Raw genomic sequence first — 21,839 nt, 5'->3', positions numbered from 1 at the left:
TCATGGACTACTTGGTTGTTGACATGACCCATGGCGGACTTATAATTGCTTCAGAATTGTCTAAACTCCCTGAAACTCATGTATATGCATGGGATATCTATAGAACCCTTGATGAATCCATAATAGAAAAATATTCTTCTAGTAGTTTGGAATTTGTTGATGGAAATTGTTTTAAAGAGCCTAAAGAGTTAACAGTTGTTAGTCCAATTCACTGTAATTTACAAAGACATGTTGACATGACTCATCATGATGCTGTAAAATTTATTTTGAACCATAAAATAAATGTTCCAGTTGTTGAAGTCACAGGTGTGAAGGGAAAAACAAGCGTTGTTTGGATTTTAAAGGAGATTCTAAAACATAAGAAACCATTAGTTTTAAGCAGTTTAGGGGTTGAAGTGTTTGATGGAACGAAATGGGTAAAACTCAAGGGGAACATAAGCATAACACCGGCAAGTATTGTTGAAGCATGGAAACTTGCAGAAAATTATGAAATAGGAATATGCATATTTGAAACATCCCTAGGGGGAACAGGATTGGCTGATGTAGGAGTTTTAACCAATATTGCAGAGAATTACTCCATAGCAGGTAACTCAAGCAACGCAAGCAAAGCCAAGTCCCAAATATTTAAGAGTAAAATGGTTGCATGTGATCAAGAATCATTTGATTCAAAATACATAAAATATAAAGAAAACACCAACACATTCGGAATTCTTAACAATTCAAAAATCATACCAGATCTAACTGCAACAAATATCAAATACAGCTTCGACAAAACAGATTTTGATGTTCAACTATCTCATTTTAAAACAATTAGCAGTGGCTTAATTGAAGGGACGTTTAAACTCAACACATTTGCACCAGCACCCATCCACGTAAACAATGTTCTTGCAGCAGTTTCAGCATCTGTGATGTTGGGAATATCCGAAGAAAAGATCAAAACAGGCCTATTACAATTCAAAGGATTGAATGGTAGAACTACAATAAAGGAATTAAATGGTGTTAGAATAGTGGAAGAAATCAATCCGGGGCTCAATGTCACAGCGGTGAAAGAAGCCATCAAAATGATGGAAAATATTGATGATGTTGCGGTGGTTTTCGGAGGAAGATACGGTGTAACTTGTGAGGAGATCGATGAAAATTCTGTTTCGCAAGTATTAAACGGAATAAATGAAGATACAAAACTAATTTTAGTAGACGAGCTAGGAAAAAATGTTAATAAGCTACTGAAAAGAAATTCTATTTATTATAATAATTTAAAAGATGCTGTAAACTACGCATCAAAAACTAACTCTCATAATATCTTAGTTGTTTACAGATCCAATTATTCAGACTTGGAAAAAAGATAATTGATGATTATTTTGTGTCTATGGTAACATTTATTAAACATATACAAGAATCATTCAATAGGGGATTTAATAAATACTATTCCTGATCACAGTTCAAAATATTACAGAACATACTTTAAATTTGTATCTAAGAAATTTTAAGTTCTATAATCAATTTTAATGTGAAAATATTATCATGATGAAATTTCTTACTGGAGATGATTTTTTTGAAGGTTGGTACCCGTGGAAGCAGTCTTGCAACATATCAAACCAAGACTATAATTAATGAACTGTCCATAGTTACAGATGAGAAAATTGATGTAGAAATTATCAAATCTACTGGGGATAAAATACAGAATTCACAGCTATACAATATTGATGCTAAAGGGATATTCACCCGTGAATTAGACGACGCTGTATTAGATGGAACTGTAGATTTCGCAGTACACAGTTTGAAGGATCTGCCAACTGAACTTGAAGGGGACCTTGAAATTGTTGCTGTGCCTGAAAGGGAATCTCCAAATGAAGTTTTAGTTTCCAAGTTAGGATGGGATGAACTGCCAAAAGGTGCAACTGTTGGTACCAGCAGTATCAGAAGGGAAGCTTTCTGTAACCATCATGACAAAGAATTTAATATAAAACCAATAAGAGGAAATATAGATACAAGAATAAAGAAAGTATTCAGTGGAGAATATGATGCTACAATTATGGCTGAGGCTGGTTTGAATAGACTTGGGCTGACTGAATATATTAAGCAAAGGTTTTCAATTGAATATTTTACTCCTGCTGCTGGGCAGGGGGCAATTGCAGTTGTTGCAAGAAGTGATAGTGATGTTAAGGATGATTTACAGAAGATAAATCACCTCAAATCTTTTCAGGAAGTCACTGCTGAAAAAAGGGTGCTTCTTGAAATGGGGGTGGGTTGTCAATCACCTTTGGGTGTTTCTGCAAGAATTAATGAGAATAAACTCAAACTTTGTGCTGTTCTTCTTACTCAGGAAGGAAAAATAGTTTCAAGGGTTATGGTTGAAGGTTCTGCAGATAAAGCCAGTAATTTGGGTTTAAAGGCTGCAAAACTTATGATGGAGGATTATATTTGAATAAGGTGAACGTTGGAGTAATCGGTGTCGGAGCAATGGGTTACAACCATGTTAGGGTTTATTCTGAACTTGAAAATGCTAACTTAATGGCTGTTTCAGATCTAATGCGAGGTACACTGGCAGAAGTTTCAAAGGAATTCAACACAGTAGGTTTTGTTGATTATGATAATATACTCAAGATGCCTGAAATAGATGTTGTAAGTGTATGTGTGCCTACCACTTACCACTATGATGTTGTTATGGGTGCTATTGAACAAGGAAAGCATGTTTTGGTAGAAAAACCTATTGCATTCACCCTTGATGAAGCAAAGGACATGGTCAATGCGGCTCATGATGCTGGAGTTAAACTGGCAACGGGTCATGTAGAAAGATTCAACCCTGCAGTAGATGAGGCTAAACGACTTCTAAATGATGGTGCTATAGGAGAGATTGTTTCTGCTTCAGCAAAAAGGGTAGGTCCATTCCCACCACGAATAAAGGATGTTGGTGTGGCCATAGATCTTGCAATACACGAAGTGGATATCATGTTTTATTTATTGAACAGCCCAGCTTCTAGTGTTTACGCAAACATGGGTAGCAGGCTTGAAAAATGTGAATATGAAGATCATGCAGAGATCATGATGAAATTTGAGAATGGTGTGGTGGGTATATTAGAAACCAACTGGCTCACTCCATACAAGAAGAGACAGCTTGAGATCACAGGGGTTGATGGGATTATTTCCATGGATTACATAGATCAAACTGTTGAAGTATATGGAAAAAATGCACAGAAGGTTGAAGTGGCCCATACAGAGCCTCTTAAGGACGAACTTCAATCATTTTTATCGTGTGTGGTCAACGATGAGGAACCTAAAATAACAGGTGAAGATGGTATTCATGCCTTGAAAGTTGTGCTTGCTGCAATGAAATCTGCACAAAAGAAGATAGTTGTAAATATGAATGAATGTTAAGGTGCGTAACATGAATGAAAAACTCATAAAACGGGCTTATGAACTGAGAAACAGGGGTTTTACAACAGGAGAAATAGCTGATGAATTGAATGTTTCTAAAGACACTTCAAGATGGCTTATTTTGCAGGGTAAAGACAATAAAACAAGTGCTGAATCTGAAAAGGCACCAATAGATTTTGCTATTAATTGGAACAGTCTTGGTGGAAGTTCTGTCAGAATGAAATATGTATCTGCAGCTTTAGCAGATATGGCACTCAAATATGGGGAACCTGACGTGATTGTTGGCATCACCGTGAGTGGAATTCCATTTGCAACCATGATGGCTGAGATTCTCGGTGCAGATATTTCTGTTTTCCATCCAATTAAACACAGGAAGATGGAAGAAGATGCTAAGGGTGCTGTGAGTAGTAACTTTGCATCTGTGGATGGCAGAAAAGTTGTGATTGTTGATGATGTTACAACAAGTGGCAGAACCATCAGGGAAGCAGCCAGGGTTTACAAGGATCTTGGAGCTATTCCAATTGCAGTAGTTGTCTTAATTGATAAGGCAGGTATTGCAGAAGTGGAAAATGTGCCTGTAGAATCATTAATAAGTGTCAGCAGGTTGGGATGAATATTTCCAACTTTTTTTTATATAAAATATAGTCTACTGTAGAAATAATCATTTAAAAAAAAGATTAGAGCCTGTATCTTAATATGGCTCCAACACCACCAAACGCTCTGAAAAGCTGCATTCCTTCTTCAGTTTCTGTTGAAATAATTTCTACTTCCGAACCAACTTCTTCTGCTAGTTCAACAAAATCATCAATGATGTCAACTGTTTCTTCAACCTTCATTCTCTCATTACAGTTAGAACAGGTTTTTTCAGGAATGGCTACATCAGATTTCAAAGTTTTTTCAGCTTTTGTTCCGCAGGTTGGACATTCGTAGTTCAACCTTTTGGATTTAAGATCTTCTGAAAGTAAAAGTACTTCCACAGCACCCATCTGTAAATTTTTTCTGACTTCGGCTTCTCCATAAGATGCCAGACCATGTTCATCAATTAATTCAACCAGAAATTTTTGAACCAACTTTTTCTCTCTGACAACATCTATTTCTGTCAAAACATCCATGGACTTTTCCATAACTTCCCTTATACCAAATTCTCCAGTGTAGGATGTGTCAACGGTGGTGATGAGTTTGTTCTTTATTTCATGGTGCAAGTAGTCCCCTTCAACAAATTCTTCCTTTGTATGGCCGGGTCCACCAATAATCACTCCCTTAAGATCGGGAACATCTAAAAATGCTTCGTTCATGTGCGTTCCTATCCTTTTTAAAAATTCGTGTGCTGCAAGATCGATGAGCCTGTCGAATCTTCTCTGGGATTGTCCTCCTGCTTTATGTTTTCCAGGAACACCACTGGTTAGGTTTTTTATGATGTCGATCCTTTTTCCGCGTAGGATTGCAATGGTTGCTTCCTTACGATCTATGACTGCAAGTCCGTAGACATCTTTATCCTCGATGATTTCCTCGAGGGGTTTAAGATAAAATGTTGAATCACAGTGGTAAATGTAGGTTTGAACTGGTTCAGGAGGTTCGAACATGTATGTTTCCATTTTTTCTGTTCCAGGACCCCCCCTAGGTATCATTCCCACAAACAGCACCAAACCCTTTTCTGGAGGTTTGGGAAACAGTTTCATCCTTTGCATTATGACTTCGATTGCAGATTGAACATTTTTCTTGGTTTGTTTACTTTTGATGTTGGCACTCTGGCTAAGTTCTTCACGCATATGCTTAACAACATCACTTATCTGCTTTTCAGGTGGAATATAAACAGTTACTAATTCTGTACCTCTGCCCTTTTTATCTGCTAACTCTTTAAGGGTTCTTTTTACTTCGTACAGCTCTTTAGATGATACTTCGCTCAAATTTTTTCACTCCTAAATTCTGGAATTAATTTTATATAATAATATATAAAATAGATCTTTTTAAAAATAATGAAATGAGTTTAAACACTTCAACTTACTTATGTTATATCTGTCTAAACTATTTATTATATTAAATTTAATTTATCTTTGATGGTGATGAGATGAAGATAGTTGTTACAATAGGCGGTTCAATACTTATTAAGGATCATGATTATAAAAAATTCAGAGATTACGCAAATGTTCTGAAGAAGTTAAACCAAGATAATGAGGTATTTGTTGTTGTGGGTGGTGGAAAAACTGCACGGGACTATATTGACATTGCTAGGTCTTTGGAAGTTTCAGAAGCCATGTGTGATGATGTTGGGATCGAAGTCACAAGGTTAAATGCAAAACTTTTAATTGCAGCACTTGGCAAAGATGCATACCCTGATGTTCCACACAACTTTAGAGAAGCATTAACTTACGCAAATTCTGGGAACATTATTGTAATGGGAGGAACTGAACCTGCTCACAGTACTGATGCGGTTGGAAGCATACTTGCTGAGTTTGTGGGTTCAGATCTGCTGATAAATGCCACATCTGTGGATGGGCTTTACAACAAGGATCCAAACAAATATCCTGATGCTGTGATGTTTAAAGAGGTTAAACCATCTAAAATGATGGAGTTAATGTCCCACAACGATGTTAAAGCGGGAACTTATGAATTTTTTGATATGACGGCCATACAAATCATTAAACGGTCGAGTATTAAGACCGTGATAGTTAATGGTGAAGATCCAAAGAATATTTTAATTGCAAATGAAGGTAATATTGGAACCACAATTATTCCAGAATAAAAAAATTTAAAGATTAACGAGGTTAAAAAAATGACTGATCAACACAAGCACTGTCCAGTGTGCCAAAAACCAATACCACTTTCTGAAAGATTTTGTTCACCAAAATGTGAACAGATTTACATGGAAAGACAAAATAAAGTCGCAAAAACTAAAAAAACACTCTACGTATTATTTGCAGCATTTATTATAATCTGGCTGCTATTCACATTAAGGGGACAATTAGGATTTTAATACCTAAATTACCTTAAAATTCTATTTTTTTAAAATAAATAAAGATTTGGGCATTTTATAATGTTACACCCATATCAAGCTGTTCTGTAAGCTCTTTATATCTGTTTCTTATTGTAACTTCTGTCACTCCAGCTATATCTGCAACGTCCCTTTGGGTTTTTCTCTCTCCAAGGAGTACTGATGCTATGTAAAGTGCTGCTGCTGCAACTCCTGTCGGGCCTCTGCCTGATGTGAGACCTTTTTCCATGGCTTTTTCAATTATTTCGATGGCCTTGGATTGTACTTCTCCTGAGAGGTTCAGTTCACTTGCAAACCTTGGTACATAATCTACAGGAGACGTTGGTGGTAGTTTGATGTTGAGTTCTCGTGTTAAGAACCTGTAGGTTCTTCCAACTTCCTTTTTACTCACTCTAGACACTTCAGCTATTTCATCCAAAGTTCTTGGAACGTTACATCTTCTGCATGCGGCGTAAAGAGATGCTGCGACTACTCCTTCGATACTTCTTCCTCTGATGAGTTTGTTTTCAACAGCGTTCCTGTAAACAACTGAAGCTGCTTCACGAACACTTCTTGGAAGTCCAAGTCTTGAGGAGTCCCTATCAAGTTCGGACAGTGCAAATGCGAGGTTTCTTTCGGTGGCTCCGGATATTCTGATTTTTCTCTGCCATTTTCTGAGCCTGTACCATTGGGCACGGTTTCTGGCGGGAATGTCACGACCGTAGATATCCTTGTTTCTCCAGTCGATCATGGTGGAGAGTCCCTTATCGTGGATGGTATAAGTTATCGGTGCACCAACTCTGGTTCTTTTATCACGCTGTTCATGGTCGAATGCTCTCCATTCAGGGCCCATATCAACGATGTTATCATCAATCACAAGTCCACAGGCACCACAAACTACTTCGCCTCGTTCATGATCGTTGATAAGTTTTTCAGATCCACATTCTGGGCATTTAGTTTCTTTTTTCTCAATTTCAGAAACATCCTGCTTCATTTGTTCTTTTTCAGAAACTTCAGGTTCTGAAATGCCCTCGTTTACAACTTCATGTTTCAATTCTTCTTTCGTTTCCTTCGCCCCCGCTTTTCAATCTTGTTTGAAGAGGGAATGTACAAGTCTTTTCCAATTAATTTTTCAAGGTTCCTTGAATTTTTAGCAAAAACTTTTACAGATATGTACTGACCTTTAGTAGGACCAAAAACATCATAAACAGTACCAAATTTTTTGTTGTCTTCTGTATAAACAGGTAGACCAAAACCTGGAGTTTGATTTGATTTTATAATTATTCTGTTTCTGTTGGAAATATGCGAAATTTTACCCAATTGCTTCATTTGTCGACCCATTTGTAATTTTGTTTAATCCCTCTAAACCGAAACTTTTATATATTGATAACTAACCCGAACTAGTATATATAGTTTGCGATAGTTTTAAAAAGGTATGTACATCGAATTGCAGAACTTTACACCTCTATTTAGGGCTTGTTTTAGTTAGAGGAGCTTCTATCTTTTTTTGCCAAAAGCTTTCCATAGTACGCAGTTGCAATGATACCCACACCAGTTGGCATTAAGTAACTTACCACACGATCAATTAAACTGGCAGCAATCACCACATCGGCAGGAACTCCTACAACTAAGAATAAACCGACCATTGTTACTTCACGAAGTCCTAAAGCTCCCGGTATTGTTGGTAATATTGTTATAAGGATTGCTATGGTGTATATGATGATCATGGGGATAATTGGTGGGGATGATCCAACCGCAGCAAAACATAGGTACATCCTCAGCATGTCAGTTCCCCACATCAAGAAAGAAATTGAAAGACCAAGTACGAACATTTTATGATCCTGTAGAACTGTTGCAAAACCTGTAGAAAACCTTTCAACGTAGTACTGTATTTGTTCGCTCACAGCTGAAAAGGTGGTTTCTTTTTTGGTTATTTTCAATGCGTATGGGAAGATGGAACGTGCTATTGAAAGAATTATTCTTTCTGCAATCTCTCGTTTTACACCCACATAAATTAAAAGCCCGAAAAAAGCCATTGTAACTATGATAAGCAAACTGATAAAAATGGTACTCCAAAAACCAATATGCCATGTTGATATCATGTAAATGGCAAAGGCTGACACCAGAACAAACGGAAAAAATTCAAAAACACGATCAGCACTCGCAGAAACAAATGCAAGGTCGAATGATATATTCTCAAACTTACTAAGAAGATAAGCTCTCATGGGTTCTCCACCAGCAGCACCTGGAGTGATGTTGTTCCCAAAAAGACTCGCGAACATCATTACAAAAAGTTTACTGAAACCTGGAGATTTATCTATAACCTTCAAAATTAGTGACCAACGTTCAGTCCACATACAAATCAGCACTATCTCAAGCAACATGGCTATTGCGATAATTTGGAGATTTGCATCTTTTAAAACGTTTATAATATCTTGCAAACCCACTGCAACTGAAACAATGAATATAATCAATATACCAATGATTATGGCTATCAATATTCCCCATTTATGCTCATGTATAAATTCAGAAGTGGTCTGCATTTTAGAAAATATTTCGTTGTTTATATATCAAGTTATCCATCTTTAAATAAAATAAAAAAAAAATAAGGTTTTAATCAATCAGGAAATAATTATTTAATTCCTAATATTTCCATGAAAGATATGTTTTGATTTAATTTGGAGCTGATTTCAGTTTCGTTACTCACTATTTTCATTGCTACTTTCATGACCTCTGAAACCATTTTTTGGTCTACACTCACAACTCCGCATTCATCTCCTATAATGAGGTCTCCCGGTTTGATGATGGTGTCTTCAATTGTGAGGTTTATATTGATTTCACCCTCTGTCAGGGGCTTTCCAGCATTTGGAACTACATTTCGAGAAAATACTGGGTATTTCAAACTTTTTATCCCTGCACTGTCTCTGCTGGCACCAATAACTACTGTTCCTGAAAGACCTCGTATTTTGGCTGCTTCAGATGCCAATTCGCCCCAAACTGCAGTTTGATCATCTTCACAACTTATCACCAGTACATCTCCCTTTTTGGCACTGTATATTCCTTTGATCACAGTACCCCAATCATTGGAAGATGTTTTAACGGTTGTAGCTCTTCCAATAATTTTGAAATCGTCAATTGGTTTTATATTTACTAAAACTCCATTTTTTCCTGTTAGCTTGGTTAAAGCATCTGAAAACTGTGATGTTGTAACATCAGGATATGCAGGTTCTTCAGAAGATTTGGAAGCAAATTTTTTTAAAAAGGTTTCTGGAGAAAGTTTTTGCTTTCCATCCATTTAATCAGTCCTGAGGTGTTGTAACTTCTTCAATTAATTTTTTTCCAGCCACAACTTCATCCACACTGTGGATTGAACCACCATACTCTTCAATTGCTTCTGTGATGACATCGTAGTCTAGATCATCACCTTGCATGGTAACTTTTATGTTCTCAGTTTCCTTGTCTATTTCTAAAAGTGTGATATTTACGCCCTCTACGCCGTTAATTTCACTTAAATATTTAGCAAACGTGGGGATTATTGGTTCATGTGGTTTCAATATGTCCAGAACTATCCTAATAAGGCCTTTTGCCACTTTAATTTCCTCCGATTTTTTTTAACTAAGATGTTACAGAACTTATTCTTTCTGTTCATCTAACTTTATTATGTATCAGTTGATAATGAGATCAACTTTCTATATACATTTTCTGAATTTTAGATTTGATTCAAATTTATGATGATTGATTGTATGTTTAGGGCATATTATCGCCATAGAATTAAAATAAACTACAATTTGCAATTGGTAGTATTGAGCCAAGTGATCAGTAACTAAAGTGCATGTAATATTTTTTCATAGAGTCTCAATGGAATCTTCATTTAGAAACTCAAATTTTTAAATTCATTTCAAACAATTTTGTTAGTGTTTCATATAGTAATATTACCACAAATAATTTAAATCAGCGAGTAATTAGTCCTTATAATCCTTTAAAATCCTTAAAATAGTGATTTATTAATACTGCTATCAATTACTTCAATTTTATATATAAGATGGGTTATAATATGATATAGATACTTATCAACATCATAAAAAGGGCTTATAGATGAGTTTTAAAAAACTATCATGTATTATAGAGGAACTCAAGATCTGTGCGGAGCAGGGAATGCCAATACTTATCGAGGGAAAAAAAGACGAAAATGCTTTGAAGAAACTTGGTATCAATGGTACTTTCATTAAAGTCTCAGGTTCTGGTCTTAAATTATTCGAAATTGCTGAAAAATCTGTGAAATTGTCCTCAAAAGTTATCATCCTTACAGACTTCGATAAAAAAGGAGAACAACTTGCCAAAAGACTTGCAGGGGATATACAAAGTCTTGGTTCATATCCAAATCTGGAGATCAGAAGAAAAATTATGGGTATTACCAGGAAATTCATAAAAGATATTGAGAGCCTCCCAAGGCACATGGAGCAATTAGAACTCGAAGAAAAACCCGATGGTGTTAGTGATAATTTCGATCATCAACGTTTCTGTGTCAGATACTGATGCCAACTGGGCATGATATAATCATCATGAGAGTATCTATACAAGAAGGGGAGGCCCAAAAATGGGAAAAGAAGAGATTAGTACGACTAAATATCTTATTCACGCTCAAATTAATGCTAATGGAATTGTTGAAAAGCCAGATGTCGTTGGAGCAATTTTCGGACAGACAGAAGGGCTTTTAAGTAACGATTTAGATTTAAGGGAACTGCAAAAAACTGGTAGAATCGGAAGGATTAAGGTCAACATTAACTCCAAAGCAGGCAGATCCAAAGGAGAAATAGTCATTCCATCCAGTCTTGACAGGGTTGAAACCGCCATTCTCGCAGCATCACTAGAAACCATAAACAGGGTAGGGCCTTGCGAAGCATACATACAAGTTTCTAAAGTTGAAGATGTCAGGGCAGTTAAAAGGAGAAAAGTAGTAGACAGAGCCAAAGAGCTTTACAAGGGCATGATGGAAGAAGTAACTCCAGAAAGTCTGAAAATGATTGAAGAAGTCAAAGAAGCCATGAGAATCCATGAAATTGCGGAATATGGTGACGACAGACTTCCTGCAGGTCCAAATGTTATTTCATCCGATGCCATACTGGTAGTTGAAGGAAGGGCAGATGTGCTGAACCTTCTCAGGTACGGTGTGAAGAACTCCATCGCAGTTGAGGGTGTAAGTGTACCTAAAACAGTTGCAGAACTAACCAAACATAAAACAGTCACAGCATTTCTCGATGGAGATAGGGGTGGAGATCTAATTCTTAAAGAACTTCTACAAGTTGGAGAAGTGGACTACGTTACCAGAGCTCCTCGAGGAAAAGAAGTCGAAGATCTAAGTAAAGACGAAGTCATGGTTGCACTCAGGGATAAGATCCCAGTCGAACAGATATACCATGATGTAGGTGTGAAGGTTGAGAAGGTTGAACCTAAAGGACCAGATAAAATAACAGTTTTAAAGGGTATTCTAAAGGATCTTGAAGGTTCCGGAAATGCTGAAATATTGGATGATGCACTCAACATTTTGAAGGAAGTGAAGGTTGAAAACCTGTACGACGAACTCAAAACAGTAAACAACAATGCATACGCTGTTGTTTTTGATGGAGTTATCAGTCAAAGATTGATAGATATGGCCAAAGAAAAGGGTTTGAAACATATAGTGGCCGTCAGAATGAGTGATGTAGTAAAAAAACCAAGTCCCATAAAGGTAATTACCAGATAACTCCTATTTAATTGGAAAATCCGTAAAAAAAGGATCATACAGGGATTATGAATTTAATCCCTGGGGGAATTTTTTATGTACGTAAACATGAAAAAAGAATTTTTAAGAGATATTAACACTACTAAAGATATTCTCATACCTAAAGATCCGCTTGAGAGAGTTATTGGACATGAGGATATTATCAGATCCGTTAAAATTGCTGCTAAACAGAGAAGAAACCTTCTACTTGTGGGTCCTCCCGGAATTGGAAAATCTTTAATTGCCCAGGCAATTTCATTCCATCTTAAAAAACCCAACGAAGAAATAACAGTTGTTCAAAACCCTGAAAGACCGGAAAGACCATTTGTTGAAACCAAAACCCGCAATGAAATGGAGCATGAAAAGAGAGATCTTGAAAGAGCAGAAGGGGAATTGGTCAGTCCAGAAAATGTTCCAGAAGCAGTTGCAGATAGATTAGGTTTTCGATGTGTCAACTGTGGAGGGTACAACAATGCTTACCAGAGCATATGTCCCAACTGTGGTGCAGATAAATATTCCCACATAAACGCCCGACGGAAACACCTGGGAGATCTCCTTGGAATGTTTGAGATGAACGAGGGATCTGTTAACATTCCCCAAGAAAGGGTTACAACTACCAGAATGAAAAATGGCAGGGAAGAAGTTGTTATTTATGAACGTGTTGATGGGGAACACATCAAGATACTGGATCAGCATGCCCTAGAAAAACGAAGGGAATTGGTTGAAGAAAAACCAAAGAATGTAATCATCCCAATCGATAGGAAATTGTTTATTCAAGCCACAGGTGCCAGTGAAACTGAACTTTTAGGTGATGTGCGCCATGATCCCTATGGGGGACATCCTGAGTTAGGTACACAACCCTACGAACGTGTGGTTCCAGGTGCTGTTCATGAAGCACACGAAGGAGTACTTTTTATAGATGAAATAATCCATATCGCACCCCTCCAACGCTACATCTTAAGTGCTATGCAGGACAAGGTGTTTCCAATAGTTGGAAGAAACCCCCAGAGTGCTGGAAGTTCGGTGAGGGTGGATAATGTTCCATGCGATTTTATATTCATAGCAGCGTGCAATATCAGAGATATTCAACACATACTGCCGCCTTTACGCTCTAGAATTCAGGGCGAAGGTTATGAAATTTTGATGAATACAACCATGCCTGATAATGATGAAAATAGGGCTAAACTGGCCCAATTCGTTGCCCAAGAAATAAAACTGGATGGAAAAATACCCCACGCAACAAGAAGGGCTGTTGAAGTGTTAATTGAAGAAGCAAGTCGAAGGGCAGAATCAATTGATGAACAAAAAAATTCCTTAACACTGAGACTAAGGGATCTAGGTGGATGTTTGAGGATGGCTGGGGATATGGCTGTTATGGAATCCAGCGATCTTATAATGGAAAATCATATGAGTTTCGCCATAAAAAATGCCCTATCTATAGAGGATCAGATAATAAAAAGATACAGAACCTTTGAAAATGCATTTAACAAGGATATTTCCAGTTCTCAAAACATGGGTACTGGACAGAAACAGAATCCAAATGAAAACGTTGACAGAAGTTACATGTAAACCTCCAACAATATACTTAAACTATTTACATTAATAAACATAAAACATCTACTAAAATAAATAATTAAAAACAAATTTAGGTTCTCTGACTAAAATGAATCCCTACTCAAACCAACACTGGAAAAATATCGAGGGTGGTTCGGCACAGTTGCATGGGACAGTTTCAAGCGAGTCTGGGCATGTTTTGAGAGAAAACATACTCGATGCCTTTGATTTTCCTGAGATGATTGAAGATTACCTCATAGAACTGGAAATAAGGAACTACTCAAAAAACACCATAAAAACCTACAGATCCATCATAATTAATTTTCACAAATTTTTAAAGAGCGAAAAGGATCTGTACGATGAAAGATTAGTTTTAAGAGCTTTTAAGAGATATATCCGTTATCTTAAACGGGAAAAGAATGTATCACAAAATTATATTTACCTGGTAACTGTGGTTGTCAAGAAATTCTTTGAATTTGGAGGTATCGGTGTTTTAAAGGATGTTCAAACACCTAAAAGGACCAAGTCCCTTCCAAAATCATTAAATGAAAATGAGATTCTGTCGCTTATAAATGCTATGGATCATGACAAAGATGATTATCTATCCGAAACTTCAGAATTTTTAAGGCTCAGAAACAAGGTGATACTTGCTTTATTATACTCCTCTGGATTGAGGGTTTCAGAGCTTGTGACACTACATTCAGATAGCTTTGACCTGACTGACAGAACCATTCGTATCCGGGGAAAGGGTGAAAAGGACAGAATAGTACTATTTGATGAACAAACCAAGGAACTCCTCGAGGGTTATCTCCAAGTCAGAGGAGATCATAGCGATTACCTCTTTGTAAACAGATCCGGAAATCATCTAACACCCAGGTACATACAGATGATGATCAAGGATTATGCAAAGGCAGCAGGCATTAAAAAGAAGGTCACACCCCACATTTTAAGACATTCCTTTGCAACTCACCTGCTTAAAAATGGAGTGGACATAAGGGCAATACAACAATTATTAGGCCATTCAAACCTAAGTACTACTCAAATTTATACCAGCGTGGATATGCACACTCTTAAAAATGTTTATGACAGGGCTAAATTGTCATAATGATTTTATTTGCAGCTTCAACGCATGATAGAAGGATTAATTCAGTTTTATTTGACTATTATCTAATTAAACCAAATGTTTAATGGGATGGGAATTTTCATTCTAGGTTCTTATGGAGAAATTAGAAATGGATTTTGAAAAACCAAGGATAGTAGTGAGTAAATGCATTGAATTTGCACCGTGCAGGTACAATGGCCTTATGATAAAGAGCAGCATAGTTGAGAAATTAAAGGACTATGCAGATTTTTTGCCGGTTTGTCCCGAAGTGGGTATGGGCTTGGGAGTTCCAAGGGATCCCATAAGGGTTGTTGATTCAGGGGGTGGATTGGAATTATTCCAACCAAAGACTGGGAAAATTTTAACAGAGGAAATGAATAAATTTTCACAGACATTTTTAGAATCAATATCTGATGTAGATGGTTTCATACTTAAAAACAAATCTCCTTCTTGTGGTGTTAAAGCTATCAATATTTACCCCTCGTTTGAAGATTCAAGACCTCAAAAGGATGGAATTGGACTTTTTGCAGCTCATGTTTCGAAGGTTTTTCCAGAATTACCTCTGGAAGATGAGGGAAGGCTTAGAAACCTTATTATTAGAGAAAATTTTTTAACAAGCATATTCGCCCTTGCAAAGTTTCGTAGGGCGATTTCTGGAGATTTCAATGATCTAATTACCTTTCATACAAAAAATAAACTTTTTTTAATGTCTCGCAGTCCATATTACCTTAAGTTAATGGGGCAAATCTTGGCAAATAACGATAAAAAAGCGATTGATAATATTAAGGAGGAGTACCAAGGACTTTTATTTAGGTCCCTTGCAGAAGATTCAAACCCTTCATTAAATGTTAATGTTATGATGCATGCCATGGGATACTTCTCAAAGGGGATCAAACACGATGAAAAAACATTATTTTTAAATACGTTAAATGATTACAAAAATGGGCGTATACCTCTTTTGGTTTGCTTAAAAATGCTTGAACTTTGGATCATTAGATTTGAAAATGATTATTTGGCTGAACAAACATTTTTTAAACCATATCCTCATGATTTGATGCAGATAACTTTTATTTAACATGGTACCCTTGTCAACTTTTTTTTGGAAATCATGCATGCTACTATTTCAAGCTATATCTACAATCTAATTAACAATCATGTTATTTTTACAAGGAGTCTCCAAGAGTTCTAAAAAAAGTATTTATAATATCTTAACATAATTAATTAAGGGAATGGGTAAAAGTACTTTAATCTTTAAAAAGCTATTTTTTCCATCTAAAATATCATACTATCTGTTCAATTAAATTAATTCGTAATTTTTTTAGGTTTAGACTGTTGAAGTATCAATATAAGGAGGAATTTAATGGAGATAACAATTGACAATTATTTTGAAAAGAGATACACACTTTTTAAATGGAGATCCGAAACTTCAAATGCTAATAAATTGGTGATGGCATTTTTCATGGCCTGTTTAACTGGTTTAATGGCCCAAATAATTATTCCTTTACCTTGGACTCCTGTACCTATTACTGCACAAACCTTTGCTGTATTGTTTGCAGGAATAGTACTTGGAAGGTACTGGGGCGGTTTGAGTATGTTGATTTACATAGCAATAGGCTTAGTCGGTGTGCCATGGTTTGGAGGAATGACAAGCGGAGTTGAAATCCTATTCGGGGCATCAGGAGGATTCTTAGTAGGATTTGTTTTAGCTGCCTTGGTTGTGGGATATCTATCTGATAGATACGTCAAAGTGAGAAATTTCATGCCAATGTTCACTTTGCTTGTATTTGCAAACTTCCTCTTGATCTACGTGCCTGGTGTCATAGGTCTGGCTGTATTCATGTACATTGCCAACGGCACAGTGCCGGGAGTATGGACCTTACTTGCAATGGGTGTATTGCCATTTGTGATTGGAGATCTAGTAAAAATCGGTGGAGCCGCAGCACTTGCAAAAGCAGTAACTCCAAAGGACTCATTTATCTAAATTTTAGGGTTTGATGATGCTCGAAGGTACTGATAAAGCTTTGATTAAAATTCGAGCTCATCATCTACTTTGTTTACAGGGATTTCAAGGCTATGGATACAATAAAAACTTTGCACTGGGAATGAAAGAAATACTTAGAGTCTTAAAATCAGATCCTTCTCCGAATATTCAATTAGTGACAGAAGCAGATGAAATATGCGGCATATGTCCAAATTTAGTTGATGGAGTGTGTGTTGATTGCATCAAAATAAAAACAATGGATCTAAACGTTATTGAAACCATTTCTTTAGAAAATAATCAAATTATAACATTTAAAAACGCTTTACAAATTATTGATAAAGAATTAAGCTTGGAATCTATTAAAAAAATTTGTGAAGGCTGTGTTTGGATGGATAAATGTCTATTTTTTCTTAATAAAATTGGATCTAAAGTTGAATCTTAATAATTCGTTTTTCAAATTTTTTACATTGTCATTTTAAACTACTATTTTAACAAAACTTTAATGTTAAGTAACAATCTATATAAGTAATAAAACTTTTAAGTGTTACATGAAACTTGAAGATCATTTGTTTTAGGAGCATACCAAATTGAAAAAATTTACGATCTTAGTCATGATGGGTTTAATTTTTGTAGGTTTATTAGTAATTGGTTTAGAGAGTTCTTATTCAAATAATAATACTAATCAGAACTATTTTCAAGGTTTAGAAACGAATCCTTCCCAGGCAACCATTATGGTGCTTGGATCAACTTATTTATACGTTCCCAAAAATGCGAAGGTTGTTACACAAGTGGATCGTGTCATCAAAGATGTTGCTTCCAACGTCAATGTTAACACTCCTCCAGGTCAGAGCCCGAACTCTTCAAAACAACTGGTACCCTATATGGAAGGTGCCAGGGTGGCAGAACTCATGAACTACGCCGATGTAAAGGTTATTCCAATTACAGGGGTTCCAATAAAAAAAATCAAGGGAGAATGGTACGGGCCAGATGAAGCTGGAAATTTCCAATTTGGAGTTGACCCCAGTAAAGCAGGATCTCTGTTTTCAATAGATGGTAATGATAGCAACACAAAGATCGAAGTAAACACGCATGGAATGAATGTTCTTGTTCCAGGAGCCATAGATAACCATGCATATTTGGTTGTTGCATGTGGAGATCTGCCCGGTAAAGCTAAGGCAGAAAAATATCTTTCGGATCATGGAATTAATTGTTATGCTCCATGTGATAGGTTTTCAGCACTTGTAATGCCTTACAATGGAACTGGAAAAATAATGGCTGGAGAACCCATAAGAAAGTGTTTAACAGGTGGCGCAGTAATTGGTGCCCAACCCCTAGCCATACAAACCAATGAAACTATTGTGGTACAATCCACGAATAAAACTTATCCTGACCAGTACTGCGATACTCCCAACAGATACTTTCACTGTTTAGAATCAGCTTACAACATGACACTCAAGTTAGATGTTGTTGATGCAGGAAAGGGAGAAGCAGAAAAACTAATTAATGAGACAAAAATTACAGGATCAAAGGTTATTGGTGTTCGAGTTTTAACTGTTCAAGATAAAACTGCCGTTGCAAACTGGCTTAAATCTGATCCTGATAATCGGGCAGTACTCTTCCATTCAGCAGCTTACGAGCCAGGTTATTCACTGTTCACTGAATTTCCAAATCAAGTAACTGGACAGGATTTAAACCCTGTTTTCATTAAACAAACCCCAAGTGATCAGCTAAATCATATATTTGATGAAATTCGAAGTTTATGGTGTTAAAAAAAGGAATTTATATTTTTTTACTGTAACAAACTGCCAGACCACCTTCTGAAGTTTCTCTGTAATGTTTTTTAAGATCCCTACCAGTCCTGGCCATAGTATCAACTACTTCATCAAATGACACCATGTGCCTTCCGTCTGATAAAATAGCATAGGAAGCACAGTCCACAGCCCTTACAGATGCAAAGGCATTCCTTTCTATACATGGTATTGCACAAGCCCCATTATAGGATCACATGTCAGACCTAGATGATGTTCCATTCCCATTTCTGCTGCGTATTCAATTTGATGAGGAGTTCCTCCCATGAGTTGAGCTGCAGCTCCAGCAGCCATGGCACATGCTGTTCCAATTTCTCCTTGACATCCGACCTCTGCACCAGATATTGATCCACTATTTTTTATAAGGTTTCCAATCAACCCTGCAGTTGCAAGTGCTCTTTGTACCTGTGTATTGTTAAATCCATTTAATTCCTGAAGTGAAAATATCACTGCTGGAACCACACCAGCAGATCCGCAGGTGGGCGCTGTGACAACCAAATTTCCACTGGCATTTTCTTCTGCAACTGCAAGTGCATATGAAAATATTGTACCATTTTCTTCCACAAAACCACTGGAATTTTTAGCTTTGGCATGAAATTGAGCAGCTTTTCTCCTTAATTTAAGATCCCCTGGAAGTACTCCCTCCTGGTTTACACCCTGGTCAATAGAGTCTTTCATAACTTGTATTAATTCATCGATGTAGTTCCAAATTTCTTTTCCTTCAAACTCTTCAACGTAGTTCCAGATGACTTTCCCATCGTCATCGCATCTTTTAAGAAGATCTTGCATCTTGTTAAATGGATAAATATCATTAGAATCAGATTTATGAAGAAAATCATTAATTGCACCACCACCAGTACTGTAGACAGTCCATTCATCAATTATATTATTATTTTCATCATAAGCATGAAAAACCATTCCATTAGGATGCATTGGAAGTTCTTCATTCTTTTTCCAAACCACGTCACATTTAACAGTATCAAAAATAGTTTTTATGGCATGATCAGTTAAATGACCTTTTCCTGTTGCTGCCAAACTCCCATACGATGTAACATTATATTTAAAAGCTTGAGGGGTTTTGCTGCGGAAAATTTTAGCAGCATTGGACGGTGCTATGGTGTGGCTACTTGAAGGTCCAAGACCTATTCTGTAAAGTTCTTTTATTGTTTTCATTTGGATCGTTTTAAAATAATTTTTCAGAATTTGTTAGTTTTATAATAGATTTTTAAATTATATCCATAGATATAAATAGATTAACTTTTAAGTTTTACCTTTGTTTAAGAGTTGTGTTGAAAGATCAAGGGCTGTGGTATGTATTGAGATTCAAATTGGGATATTAGACTTCATTTTGAATCGTGTTAATTATATTACCAGTAACCAATAACTATATAGGAAAGAGGAATCCTTATTCCTACATTGTAGATATCTTAATAAATGGGGGTAAAAATGGGGTACAAAACTAACATCTTAATAATAGGGCCGTCCAATTCTGGGAAGGATACAGTAGTTAACAACGTTGAATGGGGAGAAACAAGGATCATGGTAGCTTCCTACGCTAGTGTGGTTTTAAACAACAACAAAAATTATTTGTTCATGTTAAAGGGGGAAGATAACTACAAGTCATTCGATGAAATTCTACTGTTTCAAGATGGACAGGGTCCGGATGGAATAATCATGGTACTGGACAGCTCAAAGGGATTTAAGGAAAATGATCTTGATGTGGTTGAAATGATAATATCCCAGGAAATTCCCCATGTGATATTTGCTAACAAACAAGATATGGGGAATCAAAACTTAAACAACCACTTCACAAATTCTTTAATCGTTCCTACAATTGCAAATGAGGGAATAGGGATAAATGATGGATTTAAATTATTATTAAAGTCTGTAAACGATGATTCTGAGCTAACAAATTCAAAACCTTTACCAAAAGTGAAAACCGAATTTAAAAGAGAAGAACCATCCAGAATAAATGATAACGATATGGTTGCAAAAATGAAGGATGCGTTAATACCCTCCAAAAATCATGGTATATGCCGATTAAAAATGTCTATGCATCCTGTAGAACTTGAAAATGTAATGAAAGTTCTTGAAAACAATGGATTTGCCAACATGACCGTGATAAAAAATAGATTAGTTCAAGATGTGGGTTCAAAAGAAATTTACAGGGGTTACAAGCATGAAGCCCGAATGAAAATGAGAACAGAACTAATCATGACCATCAGATCAGATGAGGTTTCCTACGTTGTTGATGCAATAAAATCTATAAAAACAGATGATATAGATGATTATATTAGTATCAAGCCTGTTGAAGATGTTTTACGAGTAAGAACATTGGAAAGAGGAGTAAATGCGCTAGATTAATCTGTTACAATGTAAATACAAGTAACATTCACCTAAGAGATATGCTCTTAAATACTTTTTTTCTTTTAACCTTCTTCTCAAACTTTTTCAGACTCATAAATTTTATTACACTAAAATTTGGATTACTGGATAAAAAATTTATAGAACCCTGATCTATATAGATATTAGTGTGTAGATGAAGATTTTGTATAAAATTAACGTTAAAATCCCGACCATACCCATGGTTCTGTTTGCAAATTTTCAATACCTCAAAATTATATCTGTCTAGTGTATGAGTATTAAAAGGAATGTGTCTTTGGTGCCAAGAAATTAACATATTGAATAAAATTTATTGGAGGAAAAACTGATGAAAAAACCTAAAATTGCATGGGGACTCACTGGTGCAGGGGATAAAATCGTTGAAACTCTTAAGTACATGGAAAAAATTAAAAAAGAATATGATGACCGGGTTGACATAGAACTATTCGTGTCTAAATCAGGTGATCAAGTTCTAAAATATTATGGAATCTCCACTGAAGTTGAAACCCATTTTGATAAAGTTTGGACAGAAATAAATGCTAACGCACCATTTTTAGCAGGCAATATTCAGTTGGGAAAGTACGATTTCATGTTGATAGCACCTGCAAGCTCAAACACCGTATCCAAAATCGCAATGCGAATGGGAGATACTTTGATATCTAACGCAGCTATAATGGGTCAGAAAGCTGATGTACCCCTTTACATCTTACCCTCTGATTATGAAGAGGGAGTTACAATCACCCAACTTCCAGATGGTAACGATTTGAAGATCTCCATAAGGGAGGAAGATGTTGAGCACATAAAAAAACTGGCCAAAATGCATGAAACCTATGTTATCAAGGAACCAAATGATATCCATGGAATATTTAGAAAATACTATGATTAAATGAATAAAAATGTACTAA

22 protein-coding genes and 1 pseudogene are annotated in these 21,839 nt (G+C 36.2%); 16 read left to right on the top strand and 7 right to left on the bottom strand.

Features of this window, described 5'->3' with window-relative positions; translation table 11 throughout:
- Window positions 1-2: 2 nt before the first annotated feature.
- From cfbE to METBO_RS11570, 4 genes are all read left to right on the top strand, one after another.
- Complete coding sequence (cfbE, locus tag METBO_RS11585; RefSeq protein ID WP_013645907.1) at window positions 3-1,346, top strand: coenzyme F430 synthase; 1,344 nt, start codon at window positions 3-5, stop codon at window positions 1,344-1,346.
- Window positions 1,347-1,552: 206 nt separating this feature from the next.
- Window positions 1,553-2,425: a hydroxymethylbilane synthase gene (gene hemC, locus METBO_RS11580; RefSeq protein WP_013645906.1), complete on the top strand. Its 873-nt coding sequence runs from the start codon at window positions 1,553-1,555 to the stop codon at window positions 2,423-2,425.
- The gene (locus METBO_RS11575; protein ID WP_013645905.1) at window positions 2,422-3,375 is read left to right on the top strand and encodes a Gfo/Idh/MocA family protein; all 954 of its coding nucleotides are present in this window, start codon (window positions 2,422-2,424) and stop codon (window positions 3,373-3,375) included. Before hemC ends, METBO_RS11575 begins: the two co-directional genes overlap by 4 nt.
- A gap of 10 nt (window positions 3,376-3,385) precedes the next feature.
- Window positions 3,386-3,988 (top strand): orotate phosphoribosyltransferase-like protein, encoded by a 603-nt coding sequence (locus tag METBO_RS11570; protein WP_013645904.1) that lies wholly within the window; start codon window positions 3,386-3,388, stop codon window positions 3,986-3,988.
- A gap of 64 nt (window positions 3,989-4,052) precedes the next feature.
- Here the strand turns inward: METBO_RS11570 and prf1 are convergent, their stop codons facing one another.
- Window positions 4,053-5,282 carry a peptide chain release factor aRF-1 gene (prf1, locus tag METBO_RS11565; protein ID WP_013645903.1) on the bottom strand — a complete coding sequence of 410 codons (1,230 nt, stop codon included), beginning with the start codon at window positions 5,280-5,282 and terminating at the stop codon, window positions 4,053-4,055.
- A 161-nt stretch (window positions 5,283-5,443) separates the two neighbouring features.
- On the opposite strand from prf1, the gene pyrH reads away from it, so the two are divergent.
- Both pyrH and METBO_RS11555 read left to right on the top strand, forming a co-directional pair.
- A complete protein-coding gene (gene pyrH / locus METBO_RS11560; RefSeq protein WP_013645902.1) occupies window positions 5,444-6,118 on the top strand; it encodes a UMP kinase in 675 nt (224 codons plus the stop codon).
- A gap of 30 nt (window positions 6,119-6,148) precedes the next feature.
- Window positions 6,149-6,349 carry a DUF2116 family Zn-ribbon domain-containing protein gene (locus METBO_RS11555; protein WP_013645901.1) on the top strand — a complete coding sequence of 67 codons (201 nt, stop codon included), beginning with the start codon at window positions 6,149-6,151 and terminating at the stop codon, window positions 6,347-6,349.
- A 55-nt stretch (window positions 6,350-6,404) separates the two neighbouring features.
- Here METBO_RS11555 and METBO_RS11550 read toward each other — a convergent pair whose 3' ends face one another.
- The 5 genes from METBO_RS11550 to METBO_RS11530 form a co-directional block, all read right to left on the bottom strand.
- Window positions 6,405-7,340: a transcription initiation factor IIB gene (locus METBO_RS11550; protein WP_048186786.1), complete on the bottom strand. Its 936-nt coding sequence runs from the start codon at window positions 7,338-7,340 to the stop codon at window positions 6,405-6,407.
- A gap of 56 nt (window positions 7,341-7,396) precedes the next feature.
- Window positions 7,397-7,675 (bottom strand): H/ACA ribonucleoprotein complex subunit GAR1, encoded by a 279-nt coding sequence (locus METBO_RS11545; RefSeq protein ID WP_048186468.1) that lies wholly within the window; start codon window positions 7,673-7,675, stop codon window positions 7,397-7,399.
- A 152-nt stretch (window positions 7,676-7,827) separates the two neighbouring features.
- On the bottom strand, window positions 7,828-8,889 hold the full coding sequence (locus tag METBO_RS11540) for a UPF0104 family protein (RefSeq protein WP_013645898.1): 1,062 nt from the start codon (window positions 8,887-8,889) through the stop codon (window positions 7,828-7,830).
- 89 nt (window positions 8,890-8,978) lie between these two features.
- Window positions 8,979-9,641, bottom strand: coding sequence for an RraA family protein (locus METBO_RS11535; protein ID WP_013645897.1), 663 nt, complete (start codon window positions 9,639-9,641; stop codon window positions 8,979-8,981).
- A gap of 4 nt (window positions 9,642-9,645) precedes the next feature.
- The gene (locus METBO_RS11530) at window positions 9,646-9,936 is read right to left on the bottom strand and encodes a DUF211 domain-containing protein (RefSeq protein WP_013645896.1); all 291 of its coding nucleotides are present in this window, start codon (window positions 9,934-9,936) and stop codon (window positions 9,646-9,648) included.
- A gap of 505 nt (window positions 9,937-10,441) precedes the next feature.
- Between METBO_RS11530 and METBO_RS11525 the strand changes: the two genes are divergently transcribed.
- The 8 genes from METBO_RS11525 to METBO_RS11490 all read left to right on the top strand — a co-directional run bounded on the left by METBO_RS11525 (window position 10,442) and on the right by METBO_RS11490 (window position 18,513).
- Complete coding sequence (locus METBO_RS11525; RefSeq protein WP_013645895.1) at window positions 10,442-10,882, top strand: toprim domain-containing protein; 441 nt, start codon at window positions 10,442-10,444, stop codon at window positions 10,880-10,882.
- 61 nt (window positions 10,883-10,943) lie between these two features.
- Complete coding sequence (gene dnaG, locus METBO_RS11520; RefSeq protein WP_013645894.1) at window positions 10,944-12,089, top strand: DNA primase DnaG; 1,146 nt, start codon at window positions 10,944-10,946, stop codon at window positions 12,087-12,089.
- A gap of 75 nt (window positions 12,090-12,164) precedes the next feature.
- Window positions 12,165-13,676, top strand: coding sequence for an ATP-binding protein (locus METBO_RS11515; protein ID WP_013645893.1), 1,512 nt, complete (start codon window positions 12,165-12,167; stop codon window positions 13,674-13,676).
- A 94-nt stretch (window positions 13,677-13,770) separates the two neighbouring features.
- Complete coding sequence (gene xerA / locus METBO_RS11510; RefSeq protein ID WP_013645892.1) at window positions 13,771-14,766, top strand: site-specific tyrosine recombinase/integron integrase; 996 nt, start codon at window positions 13,771-13,773, stop codon at window positions 14,764-14,766.
- A gap of 127 nt (window positions 14,767-14,893) precedes the next feature.
- Window positions 14,894-15,838, top strand: a complete 945-nt coding sequence (locus METBO_RS11505; protein ID WP_013645891.1) for a YbgA family protein — start codon at window positions 14,894-14,896, stop codon at window positions 15,836-15,838.
- Window positions 15,839-16,123: 285 nt separating this feature from the next.
- Window positions 16,124-16,744 (top strand): biotin transporter BioY, encoded by a 621-nt coding sequence (locus METBO_RS11500; RefSeq protein WP_013645890.1) that lies wholly within the window; start codon window positions 16,124-16,126, stop codon window positions 16,742-16,744.
- Between the two features lie 13 nt (window positions 16,745-16,757).
- Window positions 16,758-17,186: a DUF1284 domain-containing protein gene (locus METBO_RS11495; RefSeq protein ID WP_083804497.1), complete on the top strand. Its 429-nt coding sequence runs from the start codon at window positions 16,758-16,760 to the stop codon at window positions 17,184-17,186.
- A gap of 145 nt (window positions 17,187-17,331) precedes the next feature.
- Window positions 17,332-18,513 carry a hypothetical protein gene (locus tag METBO_RS11490; protein ID WP_013645888.1) on the top strand — a complete coding sequence of 394 codons (1,182 nt, stop codon included), beginning with the start codon at window positions 17,332-17,334 and terminating at the stop codon, window positions 18,511-18,513.
- Between the two features lie 10 nt (window positions 18,514-18,523).
- On the opposite strand, the pseudogene METBO_RS11485 reads toward METBO_RS11490, so the two are convergent.
- Window positions 18,524-19,725, bottom strand: a pseudogene (locus tag METBO_RS11485) (L-serine ammonia-lyase).
- A gap of 273 nt (window positions 19,726-19,998) precedes the next feature.
- On the opposite strand from METBO_RS11485, the gene METBO_RS11480 reads away from it, so the two are divergent.
- Both METBO_RS11480 and afpA read left to right on the top strand, forming a co-directional pair.
- Window positions 19,999-20,916, top strand: a complete 918-nt coding sequence (locus METBO_RS11480; RefSeq protein WP_013645887.1) for a P-II family nitrogen regulator — start codon at window positions 19,999-20,001, stop codon at window positions 20,914-20,916.
- Between the two features lie 346 nt (window positions 20,917-21,262).
- A complete protein-coding gene (gene afpA / locus METBO_RS11475; protein WP_013645886.1) occupies window positions 21,263-21,820 on the top strand; it encodes an archaeoflavoprotein AfpA in 558 nt (185 codons plus the stop codon).
- The last annotated feature ends 19 nt before the right edge of the window (window positions 21,821-21,839 follow it).

This window comes from Methanobacterium lacus (assembly GCF_000191585.1).
GTDB lineage: Archaea > Methanobacteriota > Methanobacteria > Methanobacteriales > Methanobacteriaceae > Methanobacterium_B > Methanobacterium_B lacus.
Note: the sequence above shows the minus strand (reverse complement) of the source record. Positions and strands in the feature narration are given on the sequence as shown.

What these genes read in the sequence shown, in the direction of transcription:
- afpA (WP_013645886.1), top strand. Translation starts at nt 21,263, where the DNA reads ATGAAAAAACCTAAAATTGCATGGGGACTCACTGGTGCAGGGGATAAA.
- METBO_RS11480 (WP_013645887.1), top strand. Translation starts at nt 19,999, where the DNA reads ATGGGGTACAAAACTAACATCTTAATAATAGGGCCGTCCAATTCTGGG.
- METBO_RS11555 (WP_013645901.1), top strand. Translation starts at nt 6,149, where the DNA reads ATGACTGATCAACACAAGCACTGTCCAGTGTGCCAAAAACCAATACCA.
- cfbE (WP_013645907.1), top strand. Translation starts at nt 3, where the DNA reads ATGGACTACTTGGTTGTTGACATGACCCATGGCGGACTTATAATTGCT.
- METBO_RS11505 (WP_013645891.1), top strand. Translation starts at nt 14,894, where the DNA reads ATGGATTTTGAAAAACCAAGGATAGTAGTGAGTAAATGCATTGAATTT.
- METBO_RS11540 (WP_013645898.1), bottom strand. Translation starts at nt 8,889, where the DNA reads ATGCAGACCACTTCTGAATTTATACATGAGCATAAATGGGGAATATTG.
- METBO_RS11525 (WP_013645895.1), top strand. Translation starts at nt 10,442, where the DNA reads ATGAGTTTTAAAAAACTATCATGTATTATAGAGGAACTCAAGATCTGT.
- METBO_RS11495 (WP_083804497.1), top strand. Translation starts at nt 16,758, where the DNA reads ATGATGCTCGAAGGTACTGATAAAGCTTTGATTAAAATTCGAGCTCAT.
- METBO_RS11535 (WP_013645897.1), bottom strand. Translation starts at nt 9,641, where the DNA reads ATGGATGGAAAGCAAAAACTTTCTCCAGAAACCTTTTTAAAAAAATTT.
- dnaG (WP_013645894.1), top strand. Translation starts at nt 10,944, where the DNA reads ATGGGAAAAGAAGAGATTAGTACGACTAAATATCTTATTCACGCTCAA.
- METBO_RS11570 (WP_013645904.1), top strand. Translation starts at nt 3,386, where the DNA reads ATGAATGAAAAACTCATAAAACGGGCTTATGAACTGAGAAACAGGGGT.
- pyrH (WP_013645902.1), top strand. Translation starts at nt 5,444, where the DNA reads ATGAAGATAGTTGTTACAATAGGCGGTTCAATACTTATTAAGGATCAT.
- METBO_RS11515 (WP_013645893.1), top strand. Translation starts at nt 12,165, where the DNA reads ATGTACGTAAACATGAAAAAAGAATTTTTAAGAGATATTAACACTACT.
- xerA (WP_013645892.1), top strand. Translation starts at nt 13,771, where the DNA reads ATGAATCCCTACTCAAACCAACACTGGAAAAATATCGAGGGTGGTTCG.
- METBO_RS11550 (WP_048186786.1), bottom strand. Translation starts at nt 7,340, where the DNA reads ATGAAGCAGGATGTTTCTGAAATTGAGAAAAAAGAAACTAAATGCCCA.
- METBO_RS11545 (WP_048186468.1), bottom strand. Translation starts at nt 7,675, where the DNA reads ATGAAGCAATTGGGTAAAATTTCGCATATTTCCAACAGAAACAGAATA.
- METBO_RS11500 (WP_013645890.1), top strand. Translation starts at nt 16,124, where the DNA reads ATGGAGATAACAATTGACAATTATTTTGAAAAGAGATACACACTTTTT.